We start from the raw sequence: 22,400 nt of genomic DNA on the forward strand, positions 1-22,400 counted from the left end.
TTGAAAACTAAATATAGTTTTTAACTCATTACTTTATTTTAAAGTAAATGGGTTTTTTATTTTGAAAGGAGAAAAAAAGAATTTTGAAAGATGAATCATTAATTTCTAATTATTATGATATATTAAATGTATTACCAAAAGCATCACTAGCAGAAATTAAAAAAAAATTCAAACAGACTGCTCTAAAAACTCACCCAGATAAAAATAATAATCCTCAATCAAAACTTAAAATTCAAGAATTGAATGAAGCAAAAAGAATATTAACAGATGAAAACTTTTTATTGAGAAAAATAAAATGGGTAATGATAGTTTATCTTTTGCCAAAGATTTTTCAAAAGATAAGAAAGTTTCTGAATTTTTTTAAAAAAATGAAAAAATTAAGAATAAAAAAAATCAACAAATTTTATTAAATATAACTAAAAGAATTACCAATATTGAAAGAGATATTGCATGTTTTGAACAGAAAAAAATAAATTCAGTGTTAAATTATATTAGGAAATTATCCCCACATGTACTAGTGCAGATGAAAAAATGAATTGAAATGAATTCAATAGCATATTTCAAAATGAAAACGATTGTTTGAAATATATAGCGAAGTTGAAAGTAATGAAATGTATCAGGTGTGCTTCTTCTAGTTTGAATGTTTCTGATTTGAGAAGAATAAGATGTTTGAAATGTCATCAAACATTTAGTATTCTTCATGACACCATTTTTCACAAGTCACAAACACCTTTGACATCTTGGTTTTATCTCATCTTTAGATGAATAAACACAAAGCATGGTATACCATCAACAGATGTTGCAAGGGAATTGGGTGTGACATATAAAACAGCTTGAAGAATGGGTCATGAAATCAGAACTAGAATTTGGAATCAAGATGCAGGGTTCATTGATGATGGCACAGAACAGATGGATGAAATGTATCTTTCACATGTAGGTTTTAAAAAACAAGTAAGATCCTTGTTTTTTAAAACCTTGATTGTTGGAGTTTATGAGAAAACCAGCAACAAACTAATTGTGAAAGTATTGAAAAAAGCAGATGAGAAAAACCTTTTATGATTTGCATTGAAACACATTTCTACTGGGTGTTGTCTATTTACGGATTCTTGGAAGGAATATGGAGGTTTCAAAAAACTTCTATCACAAACATGAAATCGTAAATCATGAAGTTGGGTATGTGTCATCAACAGGTGTAAACACAAACCAGATTGAATCTGCATGAAAACACATCCGACGAACTTTCCGAACACACATAAAAGTTTCAAAACACAATATTCATTTATATTCAAATGAAGCTGCATATAAATTCAATAAGATACCTAGTTTTGAAACTATAATTTTGTGTTTGATTTAGATACATGTGGGGATAATTTCCTAGATAAGCTTTTATCTCCATTTATGTGATAAAATTTAAAAATAGTACATAAAGGGATAAAAGCCTTATATTATTATTACTTTTGGTTTTGTTAATAATAACAAATATATAAATAAGGATATTTTAATTAAGACTGATCAACTTAAAAATTTATTATTAGAAAAAGCATTTGCTAATAATGAGAAACATGTATTTGAAGAAAAAATCAACCGATTAAGTTTTAATAAAACTAAAAAAATAAATGCAATGGATTTACAAAATCAACCTTCAACAAGTGGATATAAACCATCAAATTCATCATGTATTTAATAAAACAAGTTAAAAATATTGCAAAATCAATCTTTTATTTTTAGCTAAAATCAAGAAAAATTGATTGATATTTTTTGGATTTATTATTAAATTAAAATATAATAAATTACTTATTAAATAAAACTTTTAAATCGTATTATTAATATTTTAATAAAATTAAAGTATTAATGTCATAAATAACTAGTTATTTATTGGTATAATAAACAATGTAGGTGAAAATATGGCATTTTTTAAAAATTTAAAGACAAAATTATTTGGTCAAAAGACAACTAAATATGATCAGGGCCTTAAAAAGTCAAGAACATTATTTGCATCTAAAATTAAAGCATTAGCAGCGCGTTATCATCAACTTGATGAACAATATTTTGAAGAATTAACTGAAGTATTAATTTTAGCAGATGTTGGATACAAAATGGCAGAAACTATTACTGATGAAATTCGTCATGAAGCCAAAATCCAAAAATTAACAAAACCAAAAGATATTAATGATATTATTATTGATAAAATGTTTGTTATTTATACTGATGGTCAGTTGGTTTCTACAAGATTAAATTTTAGTAGTAATAATATTTCTTTATTTTTAGTTGTTGGTGTTAATGGTAATGGTAAGACAACATCAGCAGCTAAATTAGCAGCTAAATTAAAGACACAAGGTAAAAAACCAATTCTAGTTGCTGCTGATACTTTTCGTGCTGGTGCAGTTGAACAATTACAAATTTGAGCAGAAAGAATTGGCATTCCTTGTTATTTAGGAACACCAAAGCAAGATCCAGCTAGTGTTGTTTATGCTGGAATTGAAGCAGCTAAATCTGAAGGTTGTGATGTTATTATTGTTGATACAGCAGGAAGATTAGAAAATAAAGTTAATTTGATGCAGGAGTTAAAAAAGATTAATAAAATTATTAATCAGAAATTAGGACATGAAGCTAATGAAACATTGTTAGTAATTGATGGTACAACTGGACAAAACGGTATTAATCAAGCGCAAGAATTTATGAAAATTGTTTCTTTGACTGGCATTATTTTAACAAAAATGGATGGCACTGCTAAAGGTGGTATTATTCTTGCTATTAAGGAAGAATTAGATATTCCTGTTAAATTAATGGGTTTTGGTGAAGGTATTAATGACTTGGAAGAGTTTCATTTAGATAAGTATATTTTTAGTTTAACAAGTGATTTGTTTGTGGATTATGAAAATGAATAGTTTAGAAAAACAAGTTTTATATTATAGTTTATTTGCTTTTTATAATACATTATTAACAGCAAAACAAAAACAATATTTTACAAATTACTTTATTGAGAATTTATCTTTACAAGAAATCGCTGATTTACAAAAAGTATCACGAACGGCTGTTCATGATAGTCTACAAAAAGTTATTATTTTATTAAATAAATATGAAAGTAAGTTGCATCTTTATGAAAAATATAAACAACGACAAGTAATATATGAAAAATATACGGAAAAGTATAATTTTATTAAAGTTTTACAAGAAATTGATAAAATAGAATAAAGCAGGTGAAAATTAATGAAAATTTTAATAATTGGTGATATTTACAGTATTGTTGGTAGACAAATGGTTAAATATTGAATTCCTAAAATAAAAAAGGAATATGAAAATCAATTTAAGATTGATTTAGTAGTTGCGAATGGTGAAAATAGTACGCATGGTAAATCATTATGTAAAAAACACTATGATGAATTAAAAAATGCTGGTATTGATATTATTACTACCGGTAATCATATTTTTGGTCATCCTGATGTTGCTAAGTATATTAATACAACTCCCGATTTATTGCGTCCTTTAAATTATAATCCTTATCATCCAGGTAATGGTACAATTTTAGTTAAAGTTGGTAATAAAAAAGTGCGTGTAACAAACTTAATTGGTCGTACTTTCATGGATAAATCTGATAATCCTTATTTTGCTCTTGAACAACTTATTACGATTGATAAACAAAATAGTGAAGAAAAAAGTGACATTCATATTATTGATTTTCATGCTGAAGCAACAGCGGAAAAGTTATCTTTTGCTTGAAATTTTGATGGTCAAGTTACTTGTGTGGTAGGAACTCATACTCATGTTCAAACAGCAGATAATCGTTTATTACCAAAAGGTACCGCTTTTATTAGTGATGTTGGAATGACAGGTCCGTTTTATTCTATTATTGGTGCTAAAGCTGAAGAAGTTATTATTCGTGATAAAAAAAGTATGCCGGCAAAATTTAGTCCAGCAGATGGTGAAGGTCAATTTTCAGCTGTTTTATTAACTATTAATGATGAAACAAATAAAGCACAAAAAATTGAACGTATTTTTATTCATCCACAAGCACCTAATTTTAAAATTTACGAATAATTACAAATATAGGAAGAGACTAACTTTAACATGATATGAAACAATGCTAATTTTTTTACTGAACAAAATGGTTTATATTCGATTTTAATTGGGATTAGTATATTAGTAATTTTAATAATTTTAAGAATTTTATTAATGGCAAAAATTAAAGACAATGTTCATGTACAACAAGCTGCTGAAATACGAGAAAAAGTAATTATTTTACGTGATGGTTATGAAGTAAAATTATTTAAGCAAATGGTTGATAAAAGTACAGTCATTATTATTGGCGCTCATGGCTTGCAAGGTCAAAAAGATGATTTTAAATTACTAAGTTCTTTTTGTAAAAAATCACAACTATCTTTGATTACTTATGATCGAAGAGGTAATGGTAAAAATGGACAAGATTGAAAATTTAAATCATTAGGTACTGATATTAATGATTTAAAAGATATAATAAGTGCAGTAAAATCTAAATATCCCAATCAAAAAATTATTGTTTTTGGTGAATCATTAGGCGCAGCTATTGCTAGTCATACTGTTAAAAATAATTCACAAGTATCAGCATTAATTACTAGTAATTTAGTAACTAAAAAAAATCTTTATCAATTTTCATTAAGTTTTATTATTTGTTTTTGTTTTGCTTTTATTTTTAATTCTAATATTCAAATGCCAATCTATGTTGAAAATCAATATATTTCTAGTAATAATGATCATATTACTAATATAAATCAAAGATATAGTAATCGTCAAAATTGATCATTACGTTTTTTACTACAATTTAAAAAAATTAATAAAAAAAGTATAATGGAAATTAGTAATTCAAAACTTCCAACGTTAATCTTGCAAAGCGCTGATGATGTATTTAGTGATTTTCATCAACTTAAAATTAATAAAAAATATTGGAAGAAACATCATAGTTATGTTTTTATTTTTGATGGTAAACATGCTTTAATTAATGAACCTAATATTAAAGATATATTTGATAATGAAATTATGCCATGAATTACAAAAAATATTTTACTTGAGAAAGGTTAAAAAATATGAAATTAATACCTAATATTACCCATCCTCTTTTTACTAGTGAGTCTGTTGCTCCTGGTCATCCTGATAAGATTTGCGATCAAATTGCTGATGCAATTTTGGATGCTTTTTTAAAACAAGATCCACATGCCAAAGTAGCATGTGAGGTTTTTATTACTACAAATTTTGTTTTAATTGGTGGTGAAGTTCATAGTCAAGTTCAAGTTGATTATCAAGCAATTGCGCGAAAAGTTATTACTGAAATTGGTTATATAAATGATGAAATTGGATTAAATGGTTTTACTTGTGAAATTAAAGTGTTAATTCATGAACAATCACCTGATATTTTACAAGGTGTTGAATTAAAAAATCATCAAATTGGTGCTGGTGATCAAGGAATAATGTTTGGTTATGCATGTCAGCAAACATCAGAATATATGCCATTAGCAATTGTTTTAGCACATGAATTAATTAAACGAGCTACAAAATTACGAAAGGAAAAAAAATTTAAGTATGCACTTATTGATATGAAAGCGCAAGTTACTATTCATCAAGAAGACCCTAAAAATTTAAAAATACATACTATTTTAATGAGCATTCAACATCAAGCAAATTATGATGAAAAACAATTTAAAACATTTATTCATACAGAAATTATGCAATATATTGCTAATAAATATCATTTAAATCTTGATTTTAAATATTTAATTAATCCAACCGGTAAATTTGTAATTGGTGGACCTGCTGGTGATACTGGTTTAACAGGAAGAAAATTAATGGTTGATACTTATGGTGGAGCTGCTTGTCATGGTGGGGGAGCTTTTTCAGGAAAAGATCCCACTAAAGTTGATAGAACGGGTGCTTATTATGCTAGGTATATTGCTAAAAATATTGTTGCTGCTAAATTAGCAAAGATTTGTGAAGTACAATTAGCTTATGCAATTGGAACTCCTGAACCAATTGCAATATTTGTTAATACTCATCAAACTATTATTTCGGGTTTAACAGAGGCAAAATTAACAGAAATAATTTATCAAGTCTTTGATTGTTCTGCTAGTGCTATGATTGATAAATTAGAGTTATTTAAACAAAATTATCAACAATTATCAACTTATGGTCATTTCGGTAGAAATGATTTACAATTACCTTGAGAGAAATTAGATAAAGTTAGTTTATTGAAAACTTATTTACCAAAAAAATAAGATGGTGAGAAATATTTTATGTTTTTAGAAGTAATAGCTACATCTTTAAAAGATATAGAAAAAATTAATAATTCTTTAGCTGATCAAGTTGAACTTTGTACTGCTATGGAATTTGGTGGTTATACTCCAAGTTATGAATTGATTGCTGAAGCATGTAAAATTTCATTGAAACCAGTAATGGTTATGGTTAGAAATAATAATAATGGTTTTAATATTACTGATAATGATTTTAAAATCTTTAAAAGAGATATTGAATTTATTAAAACAACTCATGCATCAGGTATTGTTTGTGGTATTTTAACTAAAGATAATAATATTGATGTTGAAAGAATGAGTAAAATTATTAAATTAGCAAAGCCTTTAAAAATAACTTTTCATCGTGCTTTTGATGAAATTTTTAATAAAAAACAAGCTTTAGAACAGTTAGTAAAATTAGGTTTTACTACAGTTTTAACTTCTGGTGGTCAAGATAATATTGTGAATAATATTAATAAATTTAAAGAATTAAAGAAATTAAATTTATTAATAAAAATTCTTGCTGGTGGTGGAGTTAATTTAGAAAATGTTAGTGTTTTATTAAAAAACAGTATTAATGATATTCATGTTGGAAAATGTGTGCACGAAGATAATAATTTTAATAATCCTATTAATTAATTTATAATTAAAAATATTGCATAAATAATAAAAAGTTTTATAATAGATAAGATTAAACATTTAACAAGGTTACTTTTTTTTTAGTACAAAAGAACAGTAACCTTTATTGATGGTTTATTATTATAATTAGTTGCGTTGATTTCATTTTTATTAGATTCTAAAGAACATTGTTTTGTTAAAATTTTTTCTACTTTTTTATGTTTTTGTTTTTGTGATCTTATTAAAGCAGTTTCACCACGTAAATTTATTTGATTAATGTCAGCATCATTGGCTATTAATAAATCAACTACATTTAAATGGCCATTTTTAGCGGCTTTTGTTAAAGCAGTATTGCCAAATTTTGTTTTATGATTAATGTTAGCACCGTTTGTTATTAAAAGATTAACTATTTCTGTGTGACCTTGTTTAGCAACTAATAATAAAAATGTATCATCATTTTTGTTTATATAATTAACGTTAGCGCCGTTTGTTATTAAAAGATTAACTATTTTTATGTGACCTTTTTTGGTAGCTAATAATAAAGATGTATCATAATTTTTATTTATATGATTGATATCAGTATTATTTTGGATTAAAAATCTAACTATTTCAACGTGACCATAATCAGCAGCAGTTATTAAGGCACCCTTCATATCAAAATTATTGTTATCAGAATCAAATAGTAAAGTTTTAACTGTTTGTAAGTCACCTTCTTCAATAGCTGTTAAAAATTTATTTTTAGGGATTTCTTTATCTTCCTTTTCTAAATTAAAACAAAAAACCTATTTATTTTGAAATAAAGTAAATAGGTTAAAAAATTATATTAAATTTTAATAATATAATATCATATTTTCTTTACCAGTAATAGAAAATTATCATTTTTGTTTTGTGTTTGCTTTTCTAATTTTTTATGTTAAGATTTGTTTGTTATTAAAATATAAAATTTGCTATTTTTATAATAGTGTTGCTAAGGATTTTTATATGGATACTCACCAAGATTTTTGGTAATGTTTAGTGATCTGTGTAACTTACAAAAATAACTATGTTTAATTAATTCTAGTAAATAAAATTAAATAACTAGAAAGAGTGAGTTACGTATTTCTAAAAAACAAAATATTAATAATAATGATCCAATATCAAAAGCAGTAGATTTATTATTAGAAAATACTGAGGATTTAACAACCGTATTTAAAGAGGGAGGTTTATATAAATAATTAACAAAAAGATTAGTTGAAAAAATGTTGAATTCTGAAATGAAAAATTATTTAGGATATGAAAAAAATCAACATAATAATAGTGATAATGCTCGCAATGGTATAAATTCAAAAAAATTAATAACCCAACAAGGTAAAATTGAGATTAATGTACCACGAGATCGTAATAGTAATTTTGAGCCAGTAATAGTTGCAAAAAGACAAAGAAGATTTGATGGTTTTGATCAACAAGTTCTTTCATTATATGCCAAAGGCATGACTTTATCAGATATTAGAATGCAGTTACAAGAGTTATATCATGGTGCTGATATTAGTGAAAGTGTTATTATTCAAATTACTTATGATGTTATTGATGATGTTAAAGCATGACAAAATCGGCCATTAGAAAGTGTTTATCCGATTGTTTATTTCGATTGTATAGTAGTTAAAGTACGACAAGATAAACGCATTATTAACAAATCAGTTTATATAGCACTAGGAGTTGATTTAGAAGGTAAAAAAAATTTTTTAGGTTTATGAATTAGTGAAAATGAAGGTTCTAATTTTTGATTATCTAATTTCACAGAAATGAAAAATCGAGGCTTAAATGATATTCTTATTGCTTGTAGTGACAATTTAACAGGAATGTCAGAAGCAATACAATCAGTTTATCCTAAAACCGAACATCAATTATGCATAGTTCATCAAATTAGAAATAGTTTAAAATATGTTTCATACAAACATAAAAAATCACTAGTTACAGATTTAAAACCAATTTATAGTGAATGTAGTGAAGAACAAACAATGCAAGATTTAGAAACTTTTGAAAGTAAATGAAATAAACAATATCCTCAAATTGCTAAATCGTGATATAAAAATTGAGATAATTTAATGGTTTTTATTATTTATCCTGCAGAAATCAAAAGAGTGATTTATACAACAAATGCTATTGAATCTGTTAATAGTCAATTACGAAAAGTTATTAGAAATAAAAAAGTTTTTCCAAATGATATGGAAGTTTTCAAAATATTTTACTTAGCAATTGAAAATATAACAAAAAAATGAGCAATTGCTGTATTTCAATTTTGAACTAGTAAATTTGTAAAACAAAGATACACAGATTATTAAAAAGCCTCTTTGATTTAGATACATGTGGGGATAATTTCCTAGATAGACTTTTATCTACATTTATGTGATAAAATTTAAAAATAGTTAATCTTAATAAAAATAATAAAAGCCTTTATTTATTGCTTTTTTAATTAAACTTCTTATAAATCCATTAATTTTCATATTTTTTTCTTCACAAATTTCTTTTAATTTTTTATAATCTTTTTTAGTAAATCTTAAATGAATAATAATTTGCTTAATCATTAAATCTTCTGGTTTCTTTTTAGGTGCTGCTACCATATTTATTCACTACTTTATCTTTAACCTTTAATAATTATTTTATAATCAATAATTACTTGTTCTAATTGATTTACATTTTTATAATTAAAATAATCACAACTAATTTTTAAATCACCATCAGCATTAATGTTAATTTCTAAATCTTCATATTTACTATTAAATTCTTCTTGTAATTCTTCAAATTTTTCTATTAATTTAATTGCATTTTGTAATTCTAATTGATTCATTTTTACACTCCTTTAAAATTTTCTAATTGTAATTCATTAATATAATATTCATATAAATAATCTCAATTATTTGATGTTAAATACATATCTTCTTCAATCATGTCATTAATACATTTATTACAATAATAATTATTATCAATTTCACTAATTCATATATATTTTTCATTATGTATATTACATTTCATTTTTTTCACTTATTAATTTATAAAAACATTTATTACAAGTTCTATTTCCATATGATGAATTTTTATGACAAATATCACATGAATCTTTAATTCTATATTCTCTACATTCCATAATTATTAATCCCTTTCTATAATTTTTAATATTTCATCTATTTCAATATATTTTTGATTTTTAAGTCATTTTTTATTACATAAATTTTTAATTAATTCTATTTTTTCAACATTTAATAACATATTAATTTCCTTTAATACTTTAAATAAAATATTTTTTCATTATGAGTATTTATATCTTTCATTGGTGTAACAATATAATTAATTGCTAAATCATTATCGTTATATGGATTATTTATTTTAAAACTTTTCATGCCTTGTTCTCATGTAATGTTATATTTAAAACATTCTTGATTTTTATCATTTTTAAAAATATAATAACCGTTATATTGTTCATAAAATTCACAAGATATTAATTCATTTTCATTTCTAGTAATATTTGAAATATTTTGAATATATTTTAAAATATCACTACCTTTAACACTTTCAATATCTTTTGTAATTGATTTTTATCATTTTTAAAAATATAATAACCGTTATATTGTTCATAAAATTCACAAGATATTAATTCATTTTCATTTCTAGTAATATTTGAAATATTTTGAATATATTTTAAAATATCACTACCTTTAACACTTTCAATATCTTTTGTAATTGATTTTTTACCTAATTTATAATAAAAATCTTCAATTATTTTTAATGCTATTTTTTTATTTTTTTCATCAATAATAGTATCTTTAATAGGAAATCATGTTTCATATTCACCAATTTCTAATAAAATACCTTTAGTTGTTTCTTTAATTTTATTTTTAATATCTAAATTAACATTAATCATTACGTATCCTTTCTATGTATAAGCCTTGGAGGGTAGGGGTTCTAAGGGAAGGGAACCAAAAAAATATCAAATTGTAAAAGAGCAACACAAAAATTACTATTGGAATATTCCAGCACAATAGTCTAAATAATTTTTTTATTTAGTTATGTAATAATTAATTACTTTAATAAAGTGCTGGTTTAATAAAATAATTAATTATAATTGTTTAACAATTAAAAAATGAGAGTGTTATCTCTCATTTAAGTTCTTATTAAATCTAACCATTAACTTGATGCGCCCAAATAAAATCATTTACAGCAGGTAAATGATTAAATTCATTATCATTTAAAATATCATTTTTTCCAAATAAAATTTCTTGATGATGTTGATAAGAATAAGTAGGAACTTGTTTATCTCTTATATTCAAATCAGGAACAATATAATCTAACGTTACAAAAGATCTATTAGGACTATACTTAAGCTTTACTGTTCCAATATAAATATCTTCATTTATTGAAGTAATTATTGCTTGATTTTGGTTATTAACAATTTTAATTTCCAAACTAGTTACATCTATATTATATTTATTACTAAAAATATCTATAATTTCTTTTTTTACTTTTTCATCATCATTTATAGCAGTTATGTTTTGTCCAATATAAATTTTACCTAAATTTCTTTTTCCTAAAGGAAAAATTATTTCTAAGTTTTTTTCTTTTCAATTTCAATTTCTTCTTCAATATTTTCTTCCATTTCAGAATTATATAAAATACCAGTAGTTGCACCACTAATTAAAACCGCAGAACTAATTATTCCCGCAATAATTTTTGAATTTTTATTTTTTTTAGACATATAATACTCCTCCATATTTTGATTTCAGAAATAAGTTCTTTATATTATTGCCTTTGATATCAATAGATATAGACTAGTATTGTTTTTATTTATAATTTATTTTATTAACAATTAAGATGAAAATTGTTTTAGATTTCTAAAACAATCAATAAAAATTTTTAAAATTAGTTGATAAGGGATATTGATAATAATATAAATTTTATTAATAATCAAAAATTATTGATTAGCACACTCTGGGCATTTCATATTTTTTCTTGCTGTTTTTGAGTTTGAAGCTAAATCATTACCATTAATTTCTTTATTACAAATTGAACAATGTAATACTTTTCTTTTTTTCATATCTCAATCTCCTTTATCTTTTTTTATTAATGCTTAAAATTATAGCATCATTAATAAAAAATGCTTTTTTGATGAAAACAAAAAGATAGTTATGCCACTAATCAATTAATAATTTTTATAAAATTTGATAATAATAACTATTATAATATTTTTTTCTTATTATTTATGTTGAAAATAAACTCCAAAAATATTATTAATTATTTATTAAAAATTGGTTTAATACTATTTTCAACCAATATTTTAAGTTATTAATAATTATTTTATGACTTATTTACTATTAAATAAGTCATAAAATAGAGCCAAACGCCATGATAATATGTGGTAAAGCATTAATATAAGTTCATGTTGACTTATAATCTACATCTTTGCCAACAAATAAACCAATAACTATTATAACTGAAAAAAATGATATAAATAGTGCTCATAGTCTTGATCATAATCCAGGTTTAACTGAAAATGGTATTAGAATATAAATAATACCTATTATAACTAATGTAGCTCCATTTTCATTTCAGCCATAGAAACTATAAGTTATAACTCCCGCTGCATACAATAAACTAAAAACAATAATTCATACAGCACCAATTAGCATTAATATTTTAGGTAAAGTTAATAACTTAAGACTTTTCATTTTTTTCCTCCTTAAATATTTTTTACATTAATTGCGATTTTAGTATTTTTTTAAGATTATTAATATCATCAATTGTAATATTTTCTTTTGTCCTATTAATTAAAAACTCTTTTTCACGAATATATTTTGGAATAATATGAACATGATAATGAAATACTTCTTGAAATGCTTCGCTACCATTATTAATTAAAATATTAAATCCTTTAATTTTGGGAATAGTTTTTATTAGCAAATTAGCAATTTTATGAGTTGTGATACTAACATCACTCACTATTTTAGGTGTAGTATCAATAAAAGTTTCAAAATGTTGCTTTGGAATTACTAGAATGTGTCCTTTAGTTACGGGATTGATATCCATGAATGCTGCTGTATTTGTATCTTCAAAAATTAAGTTATTTGTATCTTTAATAATTGTACAAAAAATGCATGCTTTATTTGTCATATATTTCACCTCAACTTACTTTATAAGTATAACTTAAAATATTAAGTATTATTATGGATAAAACTCTTTTACCTTATTTCAAAATCCTTCTTCATATATATTATTTTTTGGAATATATGTTGGAAATAAATTTTGAGCAGCGATTTTAAAGTTTTCAGCTACTGGTGAATCTTTAGTTGCAGAATCACTAGCAGATATAGAATATAACATTTGTCAAAATATATTTCACTTTGTTTCTTGGGTAATAGTGCTTTCGTTAGCATCACCCCTTATATACTTAGAGAAATCTGTCTCAAGACTAGCATTACCACTATTGTTTCATGAATGAATTAAATTACTAATTTCTGGAACTCAGCCTTTGTTTTTATTATTCAAAAAACTAAAATCTAAATTTTGTAAAAGGTTTAGGAAATAAATAGGAGCAGAATAAGTAAATGTAGCAATATTATTATTCGTAGTGTAATGTAATCCACCATTAGTTACTCAACTTGCAGCTTCTTGGGTAGTAGTAGCAGTACTTAAGAAACCATTATCACCAAAATTAGGATCAATTTCACTAATAGTTGAGGCATTACCGCTTGTTAATTGAGTAAAAAAATCAGAATTTAAAGTTTTTCCTTCGTTTTTTGTTGGATCACCATCTTTAACAATTGACTCTCACTTTGGAGGTTTAGAAGGACTACTATTTCATTTTTGATCAATGCTTTGCGCATTTGCTAAATCAGTAGTAAAGTTTCAATTTACATTATAGTTACTCTTTTGTCAACCAGTAGTATCTTGTAATTGACTTATGTAAAGGTTATTTGTTTGGGTTGAAATTATAGGTTTACCTGTTTCATTATCTTTAATATCAACAATATTGTCTAAAATATAAGACATTGTAAATAAAGTTTGATTTAATGCTGGTAAAATTTCATATTGATAATATTGTTGATAACGAAAACGTAATCATCATTGGAAACGTTTTAAATATTTTGAATAAGTTGGAATATCAGTACCAGAAAGACCTTTTTGTGTTTTATTAATACCAGCACTACTATTTCATTTTTTAGCATCATTTGGTAATAATTTACCAATTTCATTACTATAATTGTCATCTGGATGTTTAGCAATGGCAGCTAATTGTTCATCAAAAGCAGAATCTTTATCACCATAATCTTTATATAAACTATCAGGAGTAAATATTTGATCAGGATCATTAACTTTATCAGTATCTTTATTTTTTTCTTTATAAAATTCTACATTTTGATAATTAAATTTACTTGTACCATCCTGATGTCAACTTTGATTTTGAAATAATAACTCATTATTATCTGCTGCTGATACTTTATCTAGTGAATTAGCTGTATTAATACCACTTAAGTACTTTTGAGTTAATAAACTTAATCCTAAATCATCTTTAAGTTTTATAAAAGCTTTATTGGCTTCTCCCATTGTAGTAGTACCATCTGCATTTTTTGTGTCTTCACTATAATGAAGTTTCTTATGAAAAAATTCATAAAATTTTTGCTGAGCAATTGTTCCTTCGACATCTTTTAAAATAAAATCAAGACCTTGTGAATAAGTATTCTTAAACTGAGCAGAAATCGTTTCATTAAAGTTTACTCCTAAAAAATTAAATAATACACGATTTTTATAATCATCAGGAATTTTACCACTAGGTAAATTACTCATATCACGTTCATTATCACAAGCAACTAATAATAATACAGGGCCAGATAAAAGAGTAACTGAAGTTAATAATGGTAAAATCTTTTTTATGTTTTTCATTTTTTATACCTCCCGTCTAAGAACTAATGATACTTGGATCATATCATCATAATGTTCGTTTCCCAACAACATCTAGATAATTAGCAATATTAATATCCATACGAGCAACTGGTGCATCTTGTGTAAAGCCATCTCATGTATTATTAGTTTTTATAATATTATCCTTAAATGTTGCATTAATATTAATACCTTGTCTATTATTTCAACGATTTTCTTTAGTTTTATCAAATCAACTTTTCATTTTTTCAACAAAATCATTAATTTTATTATCAGTTGGATCAAGAGGACTTGAACTAAATATATCCTGTAAATTTCAATGAATTAAACTCGAGTTATTATTAAGGTATAAATTATAATCTCATCAATTTGCATCACCAAGGCTACCAGTACCTCTAGTAAAGGCTGTTAATGTATCATTTAAATTAAAAGTAGGAGTTCTATTTGGAGTATATTTTTGTAGTAAAAAATCAGTTTGTAAATAATCAAGATAAGGAGAATCAGATAATCCACCTGGACGCTCAGATAATGGTGCTAAGTCTTTTCACTGATAAGTATCTTTTCTATGATTTTTAAATGTTTTAATTATATTATAAGTTAATTCATCGCTTTTAGGTTTATCTTGCTGTTGATATGTGATACCTGGCGTTTGAATAAAATGAATACCACCAGTATCAATAAAAATACCAACTCCAGGTCCATTATTAACTGCAGCATCAGGAAGTTGTGGTCCTTTTTTATCTTTCATATAAACTAAATCATTATATTGACTAGTACCATCTTTACCTTTATCTTTAATACTATCACGGTCTATATAAGGAATTAAGTCCTCTAAACCCTTTTCCTTGTCAGTTGGTGAAGTAAATTGTGTTAATTTATATGGTTGAATACCATCAACATTTTTACCAACACCTTCAGCACTAGTTACATAACGATATAAGTAATAATAAAAAGGACTATTCTCTTGTGAAGATTTAGTAATATCCATTAATCCCAAATCACCAGTTTTACTAACATCAGTAGTAGCGGCACCTTTTTCTTCAGTGAATGTTTGATCGAAACCATTGGTTCTAATATTGTTTAAAATTTCATTAATTTTAGTTTTATTTTGAGAAAACTGATAAGCATTAATCTTTTCTTGTAAAGGTTTAGCAGTAGAGTCAAAAGGAATAACAATTTGACGAGTTCAAATTAATTCTTGATTTCTTAACATTACTTTAGCTATTTTAGATTGATTAGCACTTAATAAGCCATCAATAGTATTGTATGAATCTGTTTCATAATTACTATCATTTTTATCATCACTAGTTTTTACAACAGGAAGACTAATATTAACACCAGTTCATGTTTTAGCAATTTTGACATTATGGTTTAATTTTGCAATAGCATCTGATTCTGAATTATTAGCATTAGCAACAATTCAAATTTTGCTAGAATATTTACCAGCAACGATACTACCTGTTTTACCATTAATGTATTCTTGTACATTATCATAAGTACCATTTGGATTGTTTTCACTCTTTACTTGTTCTCATAAATCCTTTAATCAAATATTAATTTCATTTTGATTGTAGTATTTATAATCCTTATAATTACTAGTAACATAACTACGTTGAATAATACCTAAAGCACTCTTTTTTAAAATATTATCAATGTAAGTATTAACATCATCATCGCCCAATACTTTCTTTCATTGTTTTTCTCATGAACGACCATATTTTGCTTGTAATGATTTTATTTTATTTTCCATTTCAGATTGAGCTGCTGTCAAAGCAGCAAGATAATCATCTTTATATTTTGGAGTATTTTTTAAAATTGAAAGATTAATATATTGATTAATATCAGTATATAATGTTTTACCTCATCCACTATTGGGATTATTTAATAAGTAATTAAAAAAGGTGTCAGTCGTAGTACTTGTATCTATAAAAGCACTATTTCAGTCGAAAACATTAGTTGTGCCTCTTTCATTTGAATTATTACAAGCTATAATAGACATAGTTGATGTTGATGATAACGTGAAAGCTGCAACTAAGGCAAGAATATTGCGCACTTTATTCACTCCTTTTAATTAAATCTATAGCAAAAAAAAGATTTTTTAATTTATTTTACTAAGATATCTTAACATAAAATTTATATTTAAGGGATAGTTTTTTCTAATTAATTTTAAAATGAAATAACTAATTACCAATTATTTATTTTAAAAAATTTAAAATATTAATTTTTTTAAATATTATTACTTTATAGTGCACAAATAATATTTTATTCATTTTTTAATTTTAAGAAAATTAGCACAAAATTAAGTGTATAATAATTAGTATAAGTATATTATATTTGGTGTAATGATATAGGAGTAAATATGAATAAAAAAATAAACATTAATGATAATACCTTTAAAACTGATTTTCCCTTTTTTAAAAATAATCCTGATTTAGTTTATTTAGATACAGCCGCTTCTTCACTAAAACCACAAATAGTTATTGATGCTGTTAGCGATTATTATAAAAAATATTGTATTAATCCACATAGTCAAGATTATCAACTTGCTGTTAAGGGAAATGATATATTTGAAGATACTAGAAAAACAATTAGTAAATTTATTAATAGTAACGAAAACGAAATAGTTTTTTATCCTTCAGCAACTTTTGCTTATAATCAAATTGCTTTTGGTTTAGAAAAATATTTACAAGAAAATGATGAAATTTTATTAACAACTTTAGAACATAGCTCATTACTCTTACCATTTTATCGTTTGATACAAACTAAAAAAATTAAAATAAAATTTATTGAAACAAATAAACAAGGAGTCATTACTGTTGAAAGTTTAAAAAAATTTTTAACACCTAAAACCAGAATAGTTGCTTTTGCAAATATTAATAATTCTTTAGCAATAGAAAATGATACTGAAACATTAACTAATTTTATTAAAGAATATGGTAAAAAAAATGTTAAAAGTGATAATTGAATTTTTAAAAATATTTTAGTAATAATAGATGGTGCACAATCAATAGGACATATAAAAACTGATGTTAAAAATTGAAATATTGATTTTTTTGGATTTTCTGGTCATAAAGTTTTTGGTCCAACTGGAATCGGTGTCTTTTGAGGAAAAAACGAATGATTAAATATGCTAGATCCACTAATATTGGGTGGGGGCATGAATGGTGATATTTATGAAAAAGGTAAATTTAACTTATTAGATAGTCCTTATCGTTTTGAAGGTGGAACACAAAATATTGCAGGTGTATTTGGACTGGGTGCAGCTATTAAGTATTTATTAAACATTGGTATTGAAAATATTAGAAATCATGAAATTTTACTAAAAAAATACGCAATTGAACAATTAACAGCGCATTTAGGAAATAATATTGAAATTTATAATATTGATGGCAATAGTAGTAACATAATATTTAATATTAAAAAAGTATTTGCACAAGATGTTGCTAATTTTTTAGGAACACAAAATATATGCGTACGAAGTGGAACTTATTGTGCTAAATTATTACCTAATATAATTAACACCGAAGTAACAATTCGTCTTAGTTTTTACATATATAATTGTAAAAAAGATATTGACTTATTAGTAATAGCTTTAAAAAAAGGGATTAATGAAGGAGGAGATTTTTTAAATGAATTCTTTTAATAACAATCAAGACTATTATCGCAAACTAATTGTTGAACACTATAGTAATCCAAAAAATAAAGGTTTTAAAAATTTACCAAATAGTTTGACATATCATCAAAACAATGAATCATGTGTTGATAATTTTCATTTTGAAATTTCTATTAAAAATAAAGTTATTAATAGCGTACGCTTTACTGGAATTGGGTGTGCTATTTCAACTGCAGCAACCGATCTTTTTTGTATTTTAATTGAAGGTAAAACAATATCACAAATAAAAGAAATTATTATTAATTATCAAGCAATGTTATCAGAAAAGCAATTTAATGATAAAATAATTGAAAATATGATTGCTTTTAAAAATGTACCAAGACAGCGTAATCGAATTAAATGTGCCCTTATTGGTATTAATGGTATTAATAAAATAATTGAGAAAGAATGTGAAAAAAATGGAAATGGAAATTAAGGATAAAATTAGTTTAAGAACCATTTATTTAAAAAAATTAAAAAATGTTTCTAAAAATAATTATCAAAAGTGAAATAAAATTATTTTCAATAAATTTAATGAATCACATTATTTTAAACAAAATAATGTATTTGCTCTTTATAATTCCTTACCATATGAAGTAGAAACTAAAGAAATTATTGAATTATTATGAAAAAATCTAAAACAAGTTTGTTTACCAAGAATGAATGGTGAACATTTGGAATTTTATTTTATTAATAGTTGAAACGATATCGTATTTGATAATGATTTTAAAATCGGACAACCAAGTTTAAATTGTCAAAAAGTTATAGGAAGTCAAATTAATTGTATGTTAGTACCATTGATTGCCTTTGATAAAGATTATTACCGTATTGGTTATGGTAAAGGTTTTTACGACCGTTATTTATCTAAAAATAAATTTAACTTTAGTAAAATAGGACTTGGTTTTGCTATTCAAAAAACTCATTATATAATTAATCACGATAATTGAGATATACCATTAGACTATATTTTTACTAATTAATATTTTAATCTAAAATTAAATACACTAATCAATAAATAAAAGATAGTTTAATTAATCAAATTATCTTTTTTTATTTTTATTGTATATTCATTTTTTCAATTATAGACTTAAATTAAGATTTACTTATAATAATTATTCGCTTTTATCCCTTTATGTACTATTTTTAAATTTTATCACATAAATGGAGATAAAAGTCTATCTAGGAAATTATCCCCACATGTATCTAAATCAAACACAAAATTATAGTTTCAAAACTAGGTATCTTATTGAATTTATATGCAGCTTCATTTGCATATAAATGAATATTGTGTTTTGAAACTTTTATGTGTGTTCGGAAAGTTCGTCGGATGTGTTTTCATGCAGATTCAATCTGGTTTGTGTTTACACCTGTTGATGACACATACCCAACTTCATGATTTACGATTTCATGTTTGTGATAGAAGTTTTTGAAACTTCCATATCCCTTCCAAGAATCCGTAAATAGACAACACCCAGTAGAAATGTGTTTCAATGCAAATCATAAAAGGTTTTTCTCATCTGCTTTTTTCAATACTTTCACAATTAGTTTGTTGCTGGTTTTCTCATAAACTCCAACAATCAAGGTTTTATTCAACAAGGATCTTCCTTGTTGAATAAAACCTACATGTGAAAGATACATTTCATCCATCTGTGCTGTGCCATCATCAATGAACCCTGCATCTTGATTCCAAATTCTAGTTCTGATTTCATGAACCATTCTTCAAGCTGTTTTATATGTCACACCCAATTCCCTTGCAACATCTGTTGATGTTATACCATGCTTTGTGTTTATTCATCTAAAGATGAAATAAAACCAAGATGTCAAAGGTGTTTGTGACTTGTGAAAAATGGTGTCATGAAGAATACTAAATGTTTGATGACATTTCAAACATCTTATTCTTCTCAAATCAGAAACATTCAAACTAGAAGAAACACACCTGATACATTTTATTACTTTCAACTTCGCTATATATTTCAAACAATCGTTTTCATTTTGAAATATGCTATTGAATTCATTTCAATTCATTTTTTCCTCCACACTAGTACATGTGGGGATAATTTCCTAATTATTTTAAAAAGACTAAAAATACTCATTAGTTTAGTTTATACACACTTGAATTTTATAAAAACTGAATTAATTAAAATTATTTTATATTTTTTATCAAAATGAATTCAAAATTAAAACAACAACAAATGATATTTTTAGTAAATCTTAATACTAAAAAATAAATATTTCTAAAGAAAATGAAGAAAAAATACATAGGAGGCAAATAAACATGCGTTGATATAACTTAACGTGTGCTACACTTTTAAGTTCATTATCTTTATTAACTATTAATTCGAAGCATTGTTATTTAAATAAAGAAGAACAAGCTATAGAACAAGTTGATAATTTATACGTTATTGGTGATAGTTTATCAGATAATGTTGCACTTGTTGGAGCTGGAACACAATTTTTAAAGGTAATAAAATCCTTCCAAAAATTCAAGAAATTAAAATGGAGGAACGTTATCATAATAATCAGTTTTGTAATGGTCCAAATGCAGGGGCGTATCAAGTTAATGGTTAGATTTAATAAGAACTTAAATGAGAGATAACACTCTCATTTTTTAATTGTTAAACAATTATAATTAATTATTTTATTAAACCAGCACTTTATTAAAGTAATTAATTATTACATAACTAAATAAAAAAATTATTTAGACTATTTTGCTGGAATATTCCAATAGTAATTTTTGTGTTGCTCTTTTACAATTTGATATTTTTTTGGTTCCCTTCCCCTAGAACTCCTACCATTCAAGGCTTATACATAGAAAGGATACGTAATGATTAATGTTAATTTAGATATTAAAAATAAAATTAAAGAAACAACTAAAGGTATGTTATTAGAAATTGGTGAATATGAAACATGATTTCCTATTAAAGATACTATTATTGATGAAAAAAATAAAAAAATAGCATTAAAAATAATTGAAGATTTTTATTATAAATTAGGTAAAAAATCAATTACAAAAGATATTGAAAGTGTTAAAGGTAGTGATATTTTAAAATATATTAAAAATATTCCAAATATTACTAGAAATGAAAATGAATTAATATCTTGTGAATTTTATGAACAATATAATGTTTATTATATTTTTAAAAATGATAAAAATCAAGAATGTTTTAAATATAACATTACATGAGAACAAGGCATGAAAATTTTTAAAATAAATAATCCATATAACGATAATGATTTAGCAATTAATTATATTGTTACACCAATGAAAGATATAAATACTCATAATGAAAAAATATTTTATTTAAAGTATTAAAGGAAATTAATATGTTATTAAATGTTGAAAAAATAGAATTAATTAAAAATTTATGTAATGAAAAATTACTTAAAAATAAAAAATATATTGAAATACAAGAAATATTAAAAATTATAGAAAGGGATTAATAATTATGGAATGTAGAGAATATAGAATTAAAGGTTCATGTGATATTTGTCATAAAAATTCATCATATGGAAATAGAACTTGTAATAAATGTTTTTATAAATTAATAGGTGAAAAAAATGAAATGTAATATTCATAATGAAAAATATATTTGATTTAGTGAATTAGAAAATACATATTATTGTAATAAATGTATAAATAACATGATTGAAGAAAATATGTATTTAACATCAAATAATTGAGATTACTTATATGAATATTATATTAATGAATTACAATTATAAAATTTTAAAGGAGTGTAAAAATGAATCAATTATAATTACAAAATGCAATGAAATTAATAGAAAAATTTGAAGAATTACAAAAAGAATTTAATAGTAAATATGAAGATTTAGAAATTAACATTAATGCTGATGGTTATTTAAAAATTAGTTGTGATTATTTTAATTATAAAAATGTAAATCAATTAGAACAAGTAATTATTGATTATAAAAGAATTATTAAAGGTTAAAGAGAAAGTAGTGAA

30 protein-coding genes and 1 pseudogene are annotated in these 22,400 nt (G+C 24.2%); 17 read left to right on the top strand and 14 right to left on the bottom strand.

Annotation, left to right across the window (positions count from 1 at the left end):
• Nucleotides 1-83 precede the first annotated feature (83 nt).
• The 8 genes from AC6I4F_RS02035 to AC6I4F_RS02070 all read left to right on the top strand — a co-directional run bounded on the left by AC6I4F_RS02035 (nt 84) and on the right by AC6I4F_RS02070 (nt 6,896).
• A complete protein-coding gene (locus AC6I4F_RS02035) occupies nt 84-410 on the top strand; it encodes a J domain-containing protein (RefSeq protein WP_497874159.1) in 327 nt (108 codons plus the stop codon).
• Between the two features lie 121 nt (nt 411-531).
• Nucleotides 532-1,305, top strand: a complete 774-nt coding sequence (locus tag AC6I4F_RS02040) for a hypothetical protein (protein WP_497874160.1) — start codon at nt 532-534, stop codon at nt 1,303-1,305.
• Nucleotides 1,306-1,904: 599 nt separating this feature from the next.
• The gene (ftsY, locus tag AC6I4F_RS02045; RefSeq protein WP_497874161.1) at nt 1,905-2,888 is read left to right on the top strand and encodes a signal recognition particle-docking protein FtsY; all 984 of its coding nucleotides are present in this window, start codon (nt 1,905-1,907) and stop codon (nt 2,886-2,888) included.
• Complete coding sequence (ylxM, locus tag AC6I4F_RS02050; protein WP_174481096.1) at nt 2,881-3,195, top strand: YlxM family DNA-binding protein; 315 nt, start codon at nt 2,881-2,883, stop codon at nt 3,193-3,195. The genes ftsY and ylxM overlap by 8 nt, the downstream gene beginning before the upstream one ends.
• A 15-nt stretch (nt 3,196-3,210) precedes the next feature.
• Nucleotides 3,211-4,038 carry a TIGR00282 family metallophosphoesterase gene (locus AC6I4F_RS02055; protein WP_497874162.1) on the top strand — a complete coding sequence of 276 codons (828 nt, stop codon included), beginning with the start codon at nt 3,211-3,213 and terminating at the stop codon, nt 4,036-4,038.
• A gap of 30 nt (nt 4,039-4,068) precedes the next feature.
• On the top strand, nt 4,069-5,055 hold the full coding sequence (locus tag AC6I4F_RS02060) for a serine aminopeptidase domain-containing protein (protein WP_497874163.1): 987 nt from the start codon (nt 4,069-4,071) through the stop codon (nt 5,053-5,055).
• Nucleotides 5,056-5,066: 11 nt separating this feature from the next.
• Nucleotides 5,067-6,242: a methionine adenosyltransferase gene (metK, locus tag AC6I4F_RS02065; protein ID WP_497874643.1), complete on the top strand. Its 1,176-nt coding sequence runs from the start codon at nt 5,067-5,069 to the stop codon at nt 6,240-6,242.
• Nucleotides 6,243-6,260: 18 nt separating this feature from the next.
• Nucleotides 6,261-6,896 (top strand): copper homeostasis protein CutC, encoded by a 636-nt coding sequence (locus AC6I4F_RS02070; protein WP_497874164.1) that lies wholly within the window; start codon nt 6,261-6,263, stop codon nt 6,894-6,896.
• Nucleotides 6,897-6,976: 80 nt separating this feature from the next.
• Here the strand turns inward: AC6I4F_RS02070 and AC6I4F_RS02075 are convergent, their stop codons facing one another.
• Nucleotides 6,977-7,642 (bottom strand): ankyrin repeat domain-containing protein, encoded by a 666-nt coding sequence (locus AC6I4F_RS02075; RefSeq protein WP_497874644.1) that lies wholly within the window; start codon nt 7,640-7,642, stop codon nt 6,977-6,979.
• Between the two features lie 330 nt (nt 7,643-7,972).
• Between AC6I4F_RS02075 and AC6I4F_RS02080 the strand changes: the two are divergent.
• Nucleotides 7,973-9,196 (top strand): annotated as a pseudogene (locus AC6I4F_RS02080) (IS256 family transposase).
• 90 nt (nt 9,197-9,286) lie between these two features.
• Here AC6I4F_RS02080 and AC6I4F_RS02085 read toward each other — a convergent pair.
• The 12 genes from AC6I4F_RS02085 to AC6I4F_RS02140 form a co-directional block, all read right to left on the bottom strand.
• Nucleotides 9,287-9,475: a hypothetical protein gene (locus AC6I4F_RS02085; protein ID WP_497874165.1), complete on the bottom strand. Its 189-nt coding sequence runs from the start codon at nt 9,473-9,475 to the stop codon at nt 9,287-9,289.
• Between the two features lie 20 nt (nt 9,476-9,495).
• Entirely contained in the window at nt 9,496-9,702 is a 207-nt protein-coding gene (locus tag AC6I4F_RS02090; RefSeq protein ID WP_497874166.1) for a hypothetical protein, read from the bottom strand.
• Between the two features lie 2 nt (nt 9,703-9,704).
• Nucleotides 9,705-9,887: a hypothetical protein gene (locus tag AC6I4F_RS02095; protein ID WP_339041181.1), complete on the bottom strand. Its 183-nt coding sequence runs from the start codon at nt 9,885-9,887 to the stop codon at nt 9,705-9,707.
• Entirely contained in the window at nt 9,877-9,999 is a 123-nt protein-coding gene (locus tag AC6I4F_RS02100; protein WP_497874167.1) for a hypothetical protein, read from the bottom strand. Before AC6I4F_RS02100 ends, AC6I4F_RS02095 begins: the two co-directional genes overlap by 11 nt.
• A 399-nt stretch (nt 10,000-10,398) precedes the next feature.
• A complete protein-coding gene (locus AC6I4F_RS02105; RefSeq protein WP_497874168.1) occupies nt 10,399-10,773 on the bottom strand; it encodes a hypothetical protein in 375 nt (124 codons plus the stop codon).
• Nucleotides 10,774-11,029: 256 nt separating this feature from the next.
• The gene (locus AC6I4F_RS02110) at nt 11,030-11,314 is read right to left on the bottom strand and encodes a hypothetical protein (protein WP_497874169.1); all 285 of its coding nucleotides are present in this window, start codon (nt 11,312-11,314) and stop codon (nt 11,030-11,032) included.
• Between the two features lie 140 nt (nt 11,315-11,454).
• Entirely contained in the window at nt 11,455-11,604 is a 150-nt protein-coding gene (locus AC6I4F_RS02115; RefSeq protein ID WP_338957692.1) for a hypothetical protein, read from the bottom strand.
• Between the two features lie 216 nt (nt 11,605-11,820).
• The gene (locus tag AC6I4F_RS02120) at nt 11,821-11,943 is read right to left on the bottom strand and encodes a hypothetical protein (RefSeq protein ID WP_497874170.1); all 123 of its coding nucleotides are present in this window, start codon (nt 11,941-11,943) and stop codon (nt 11,821-11,823) included.
• A gap of 277 nt (nt 11,944-12,220) precedes the next feature.
• Complete coding sequence (locus AC6I4F_RS02125) at nt 12,221-12,574, bottom strand: hypothetical protein (RefSeq protein ID WP_497874171.1); 354 nt, start codon at nt 12,572-12,574, stop codon at nt 12,221-12,223.
• A gap of 22 nt (nt 12,575-12,596) precedes the next feature.
• Complete coding sequence (locus tag AC6I4F_RS02130; protein ID WP_497874172.1) at nt 12,597-13,016, bottom strand: HIT family protein; 420 nt, start codon at nt 13,014-13,016, stop codon at nt 12,597-12,599.
• Nucleotides 13,017-13,067: 51 nt separating this feature from the next.
• Nucleotides 13,068-14,786, bottom strand: coding sequence for a hypothetical protein (locus AC6I4F_RS02135; RefSeq protein WP_497874173.1), 1,719 nt, complete (start codon nt 14,784-14,786; stop codon nt 13,068-13,070).
• Nucleotides 14,787-14,802: 16 nt separating this feature from the next.
• Complete coding sequence (locus tag AC6I4F_RS02140) at nt 14,803-16,836, bottom strand: hypothetical protein (RefSeq protein ID WP_497874174.1); 2,034 nt, start codon at nt 16,834-16,836, stop codon at nt 14,803-14,805.
• 306 nt (nt 16,837-17,142) lie between these two features.
• Here AC6I4F_RS02140 and AC6I4F_RS02145 point away from each other — a divergent pair, with 306 nt between their 5' ends.
• The 3 genes from AC6I4F_RS02145 to AC6I4F_RS02155 are packed head-to-tail and all read left to right on the top strand — an operon-like array spanning nt 17,143 to nt 19,415.
• The gene (locus AC6I4F_RS02145; protein ID WP_497874175.1) at nt 17,143-18,426 is read left to right on the top strand and encodes an aminotransferase class V-fold PLP-dependent enzyme; all 1,284 of its coding nucleotides are present in this window, start codon (nt 17,143-17,145) and stop codon (nt 18,424-18,426) included.
• Nucleotides 18,413-18,871, top strand: a complete 459-nt coding sequence (gene sufU, locus AC6I4F_RS02150; protein WP_497874176.1) for a Fe-S cluster assembly sulfur transfer protein SufU — start codon at nt 18,413-18,415, stop codon at nt 18,869-18,871. Before AC6I4F_RS02145 ends, sufU begins: the two co-directional genes overlap by 14 nt.
• Nucleotides 18,855-19,415 carry a 5-formyltetrahydrofolate cyclo-ligase gene (locus AC6I4F_RS02155; RefSeq protein WP_497874177.1) on the top strand — a complete coding sequence of 187 codons (561 nt, stop codon included), beginning with the start codon at nt 18,855-18,857 and terminating at the stop codon, nt 19,413-19,415. The genes sufU and AC6I4F_RS02155 overlap by 17 nt, the downstream gene beginning before the upstream one ends.
• 223 nt (nt 19,416-19,638) lie before the next feature.
• On the opposite strand, the gene AC6I4F_RS02160 is transcribed toward AC6I4F_RS02155, so the two are convergent.
• Nucleotides 19,639-20,460 (bottom strand): IS1595 family transposase, encoded by an 822-nt coding sequence (locus tag AC6I4F_RS02160; RefSeq protein WP_497874178.1) that lies wholly within the window; start codon nt 20,458-20,460, stop codon nt 19,639-19,641.
• A gap of 250 nt (nt 20,461-20,710) precedes the next feature.
• Between AC6I4F_RS02160 and AC6I4F_RS02165 the strand changes: the two genes are divergently transcribed.
• The 5 genes from AC6I4F_RS02165 (at nt 20,711) to AC6I4F_RS02185 (ending at nt 22,385) form a co-directional block, all read left to right on the top strand.
• A complete protein-coding gene (locus AC6I4F_RS02165) occupies nt 20,711-21,031 on the top strand; it encodes a hypothetical protein (RefSeq protein WP_497874179.1) in 321 nt (106 codons plus the stop codon).
• A 228-nt stretch (nt 21,032-21,259) separates the two neighbouring features.
• A complete protein-coding gene (locus tag AC6I4F_RS02170; RefSeq protein ID WP_497874180.1) occupies nt 21,260-21,748 on the top strand; it encodes a hypothetical protein in 489 nt (162 codons plus the stop codon).
• Between the two features lie 133 nt (nt 21,749-21,881).
• Nucleotides 21,882-22,004, top strand: coding sequence for a hypothetical protein (locus AC6I4F_RS02175; protein ID WP_255495881.1), 123 nt, complete (start codon nt 21,882-21,884; stop codon nt 22,002-22,004).
• Nucleotides 21,994-22,158 carry a hypothetical protein gene (locus AC6I4F_RS02180; protein ID WP_497874181.1) on the top strand — a complete coding sequence of 55 codons (165 nt, stop codon included), beginning with the start codon at nt 21,994-21,996 and terminating at the stop codon, nt 22,156-22,158. The genes AC6I4F_RS02175 and AC6I4F_RS02180 overlap by 11 nt, the downstream gene beginning before the upstream one ends.
• Nucleotides 22,159-22,205: 47 nt before the next feature.
• Nucleotides 22,206-22,385, top strand: coding sequence for a hypothetical protein (locus tag AC6I4F_RS02185; RefSeq protein WP_497874182.1), 180 nt, complete (start codon nt 22,206-22,208; stop codon nt 22,383-22,385).
• The last annotated feature ends 15 nt before the right edge of the window (nt 22,386-22,400 follow it).

It is taken from the genome of Spiroplasma ixodetis (assembly GCF_059729505.1).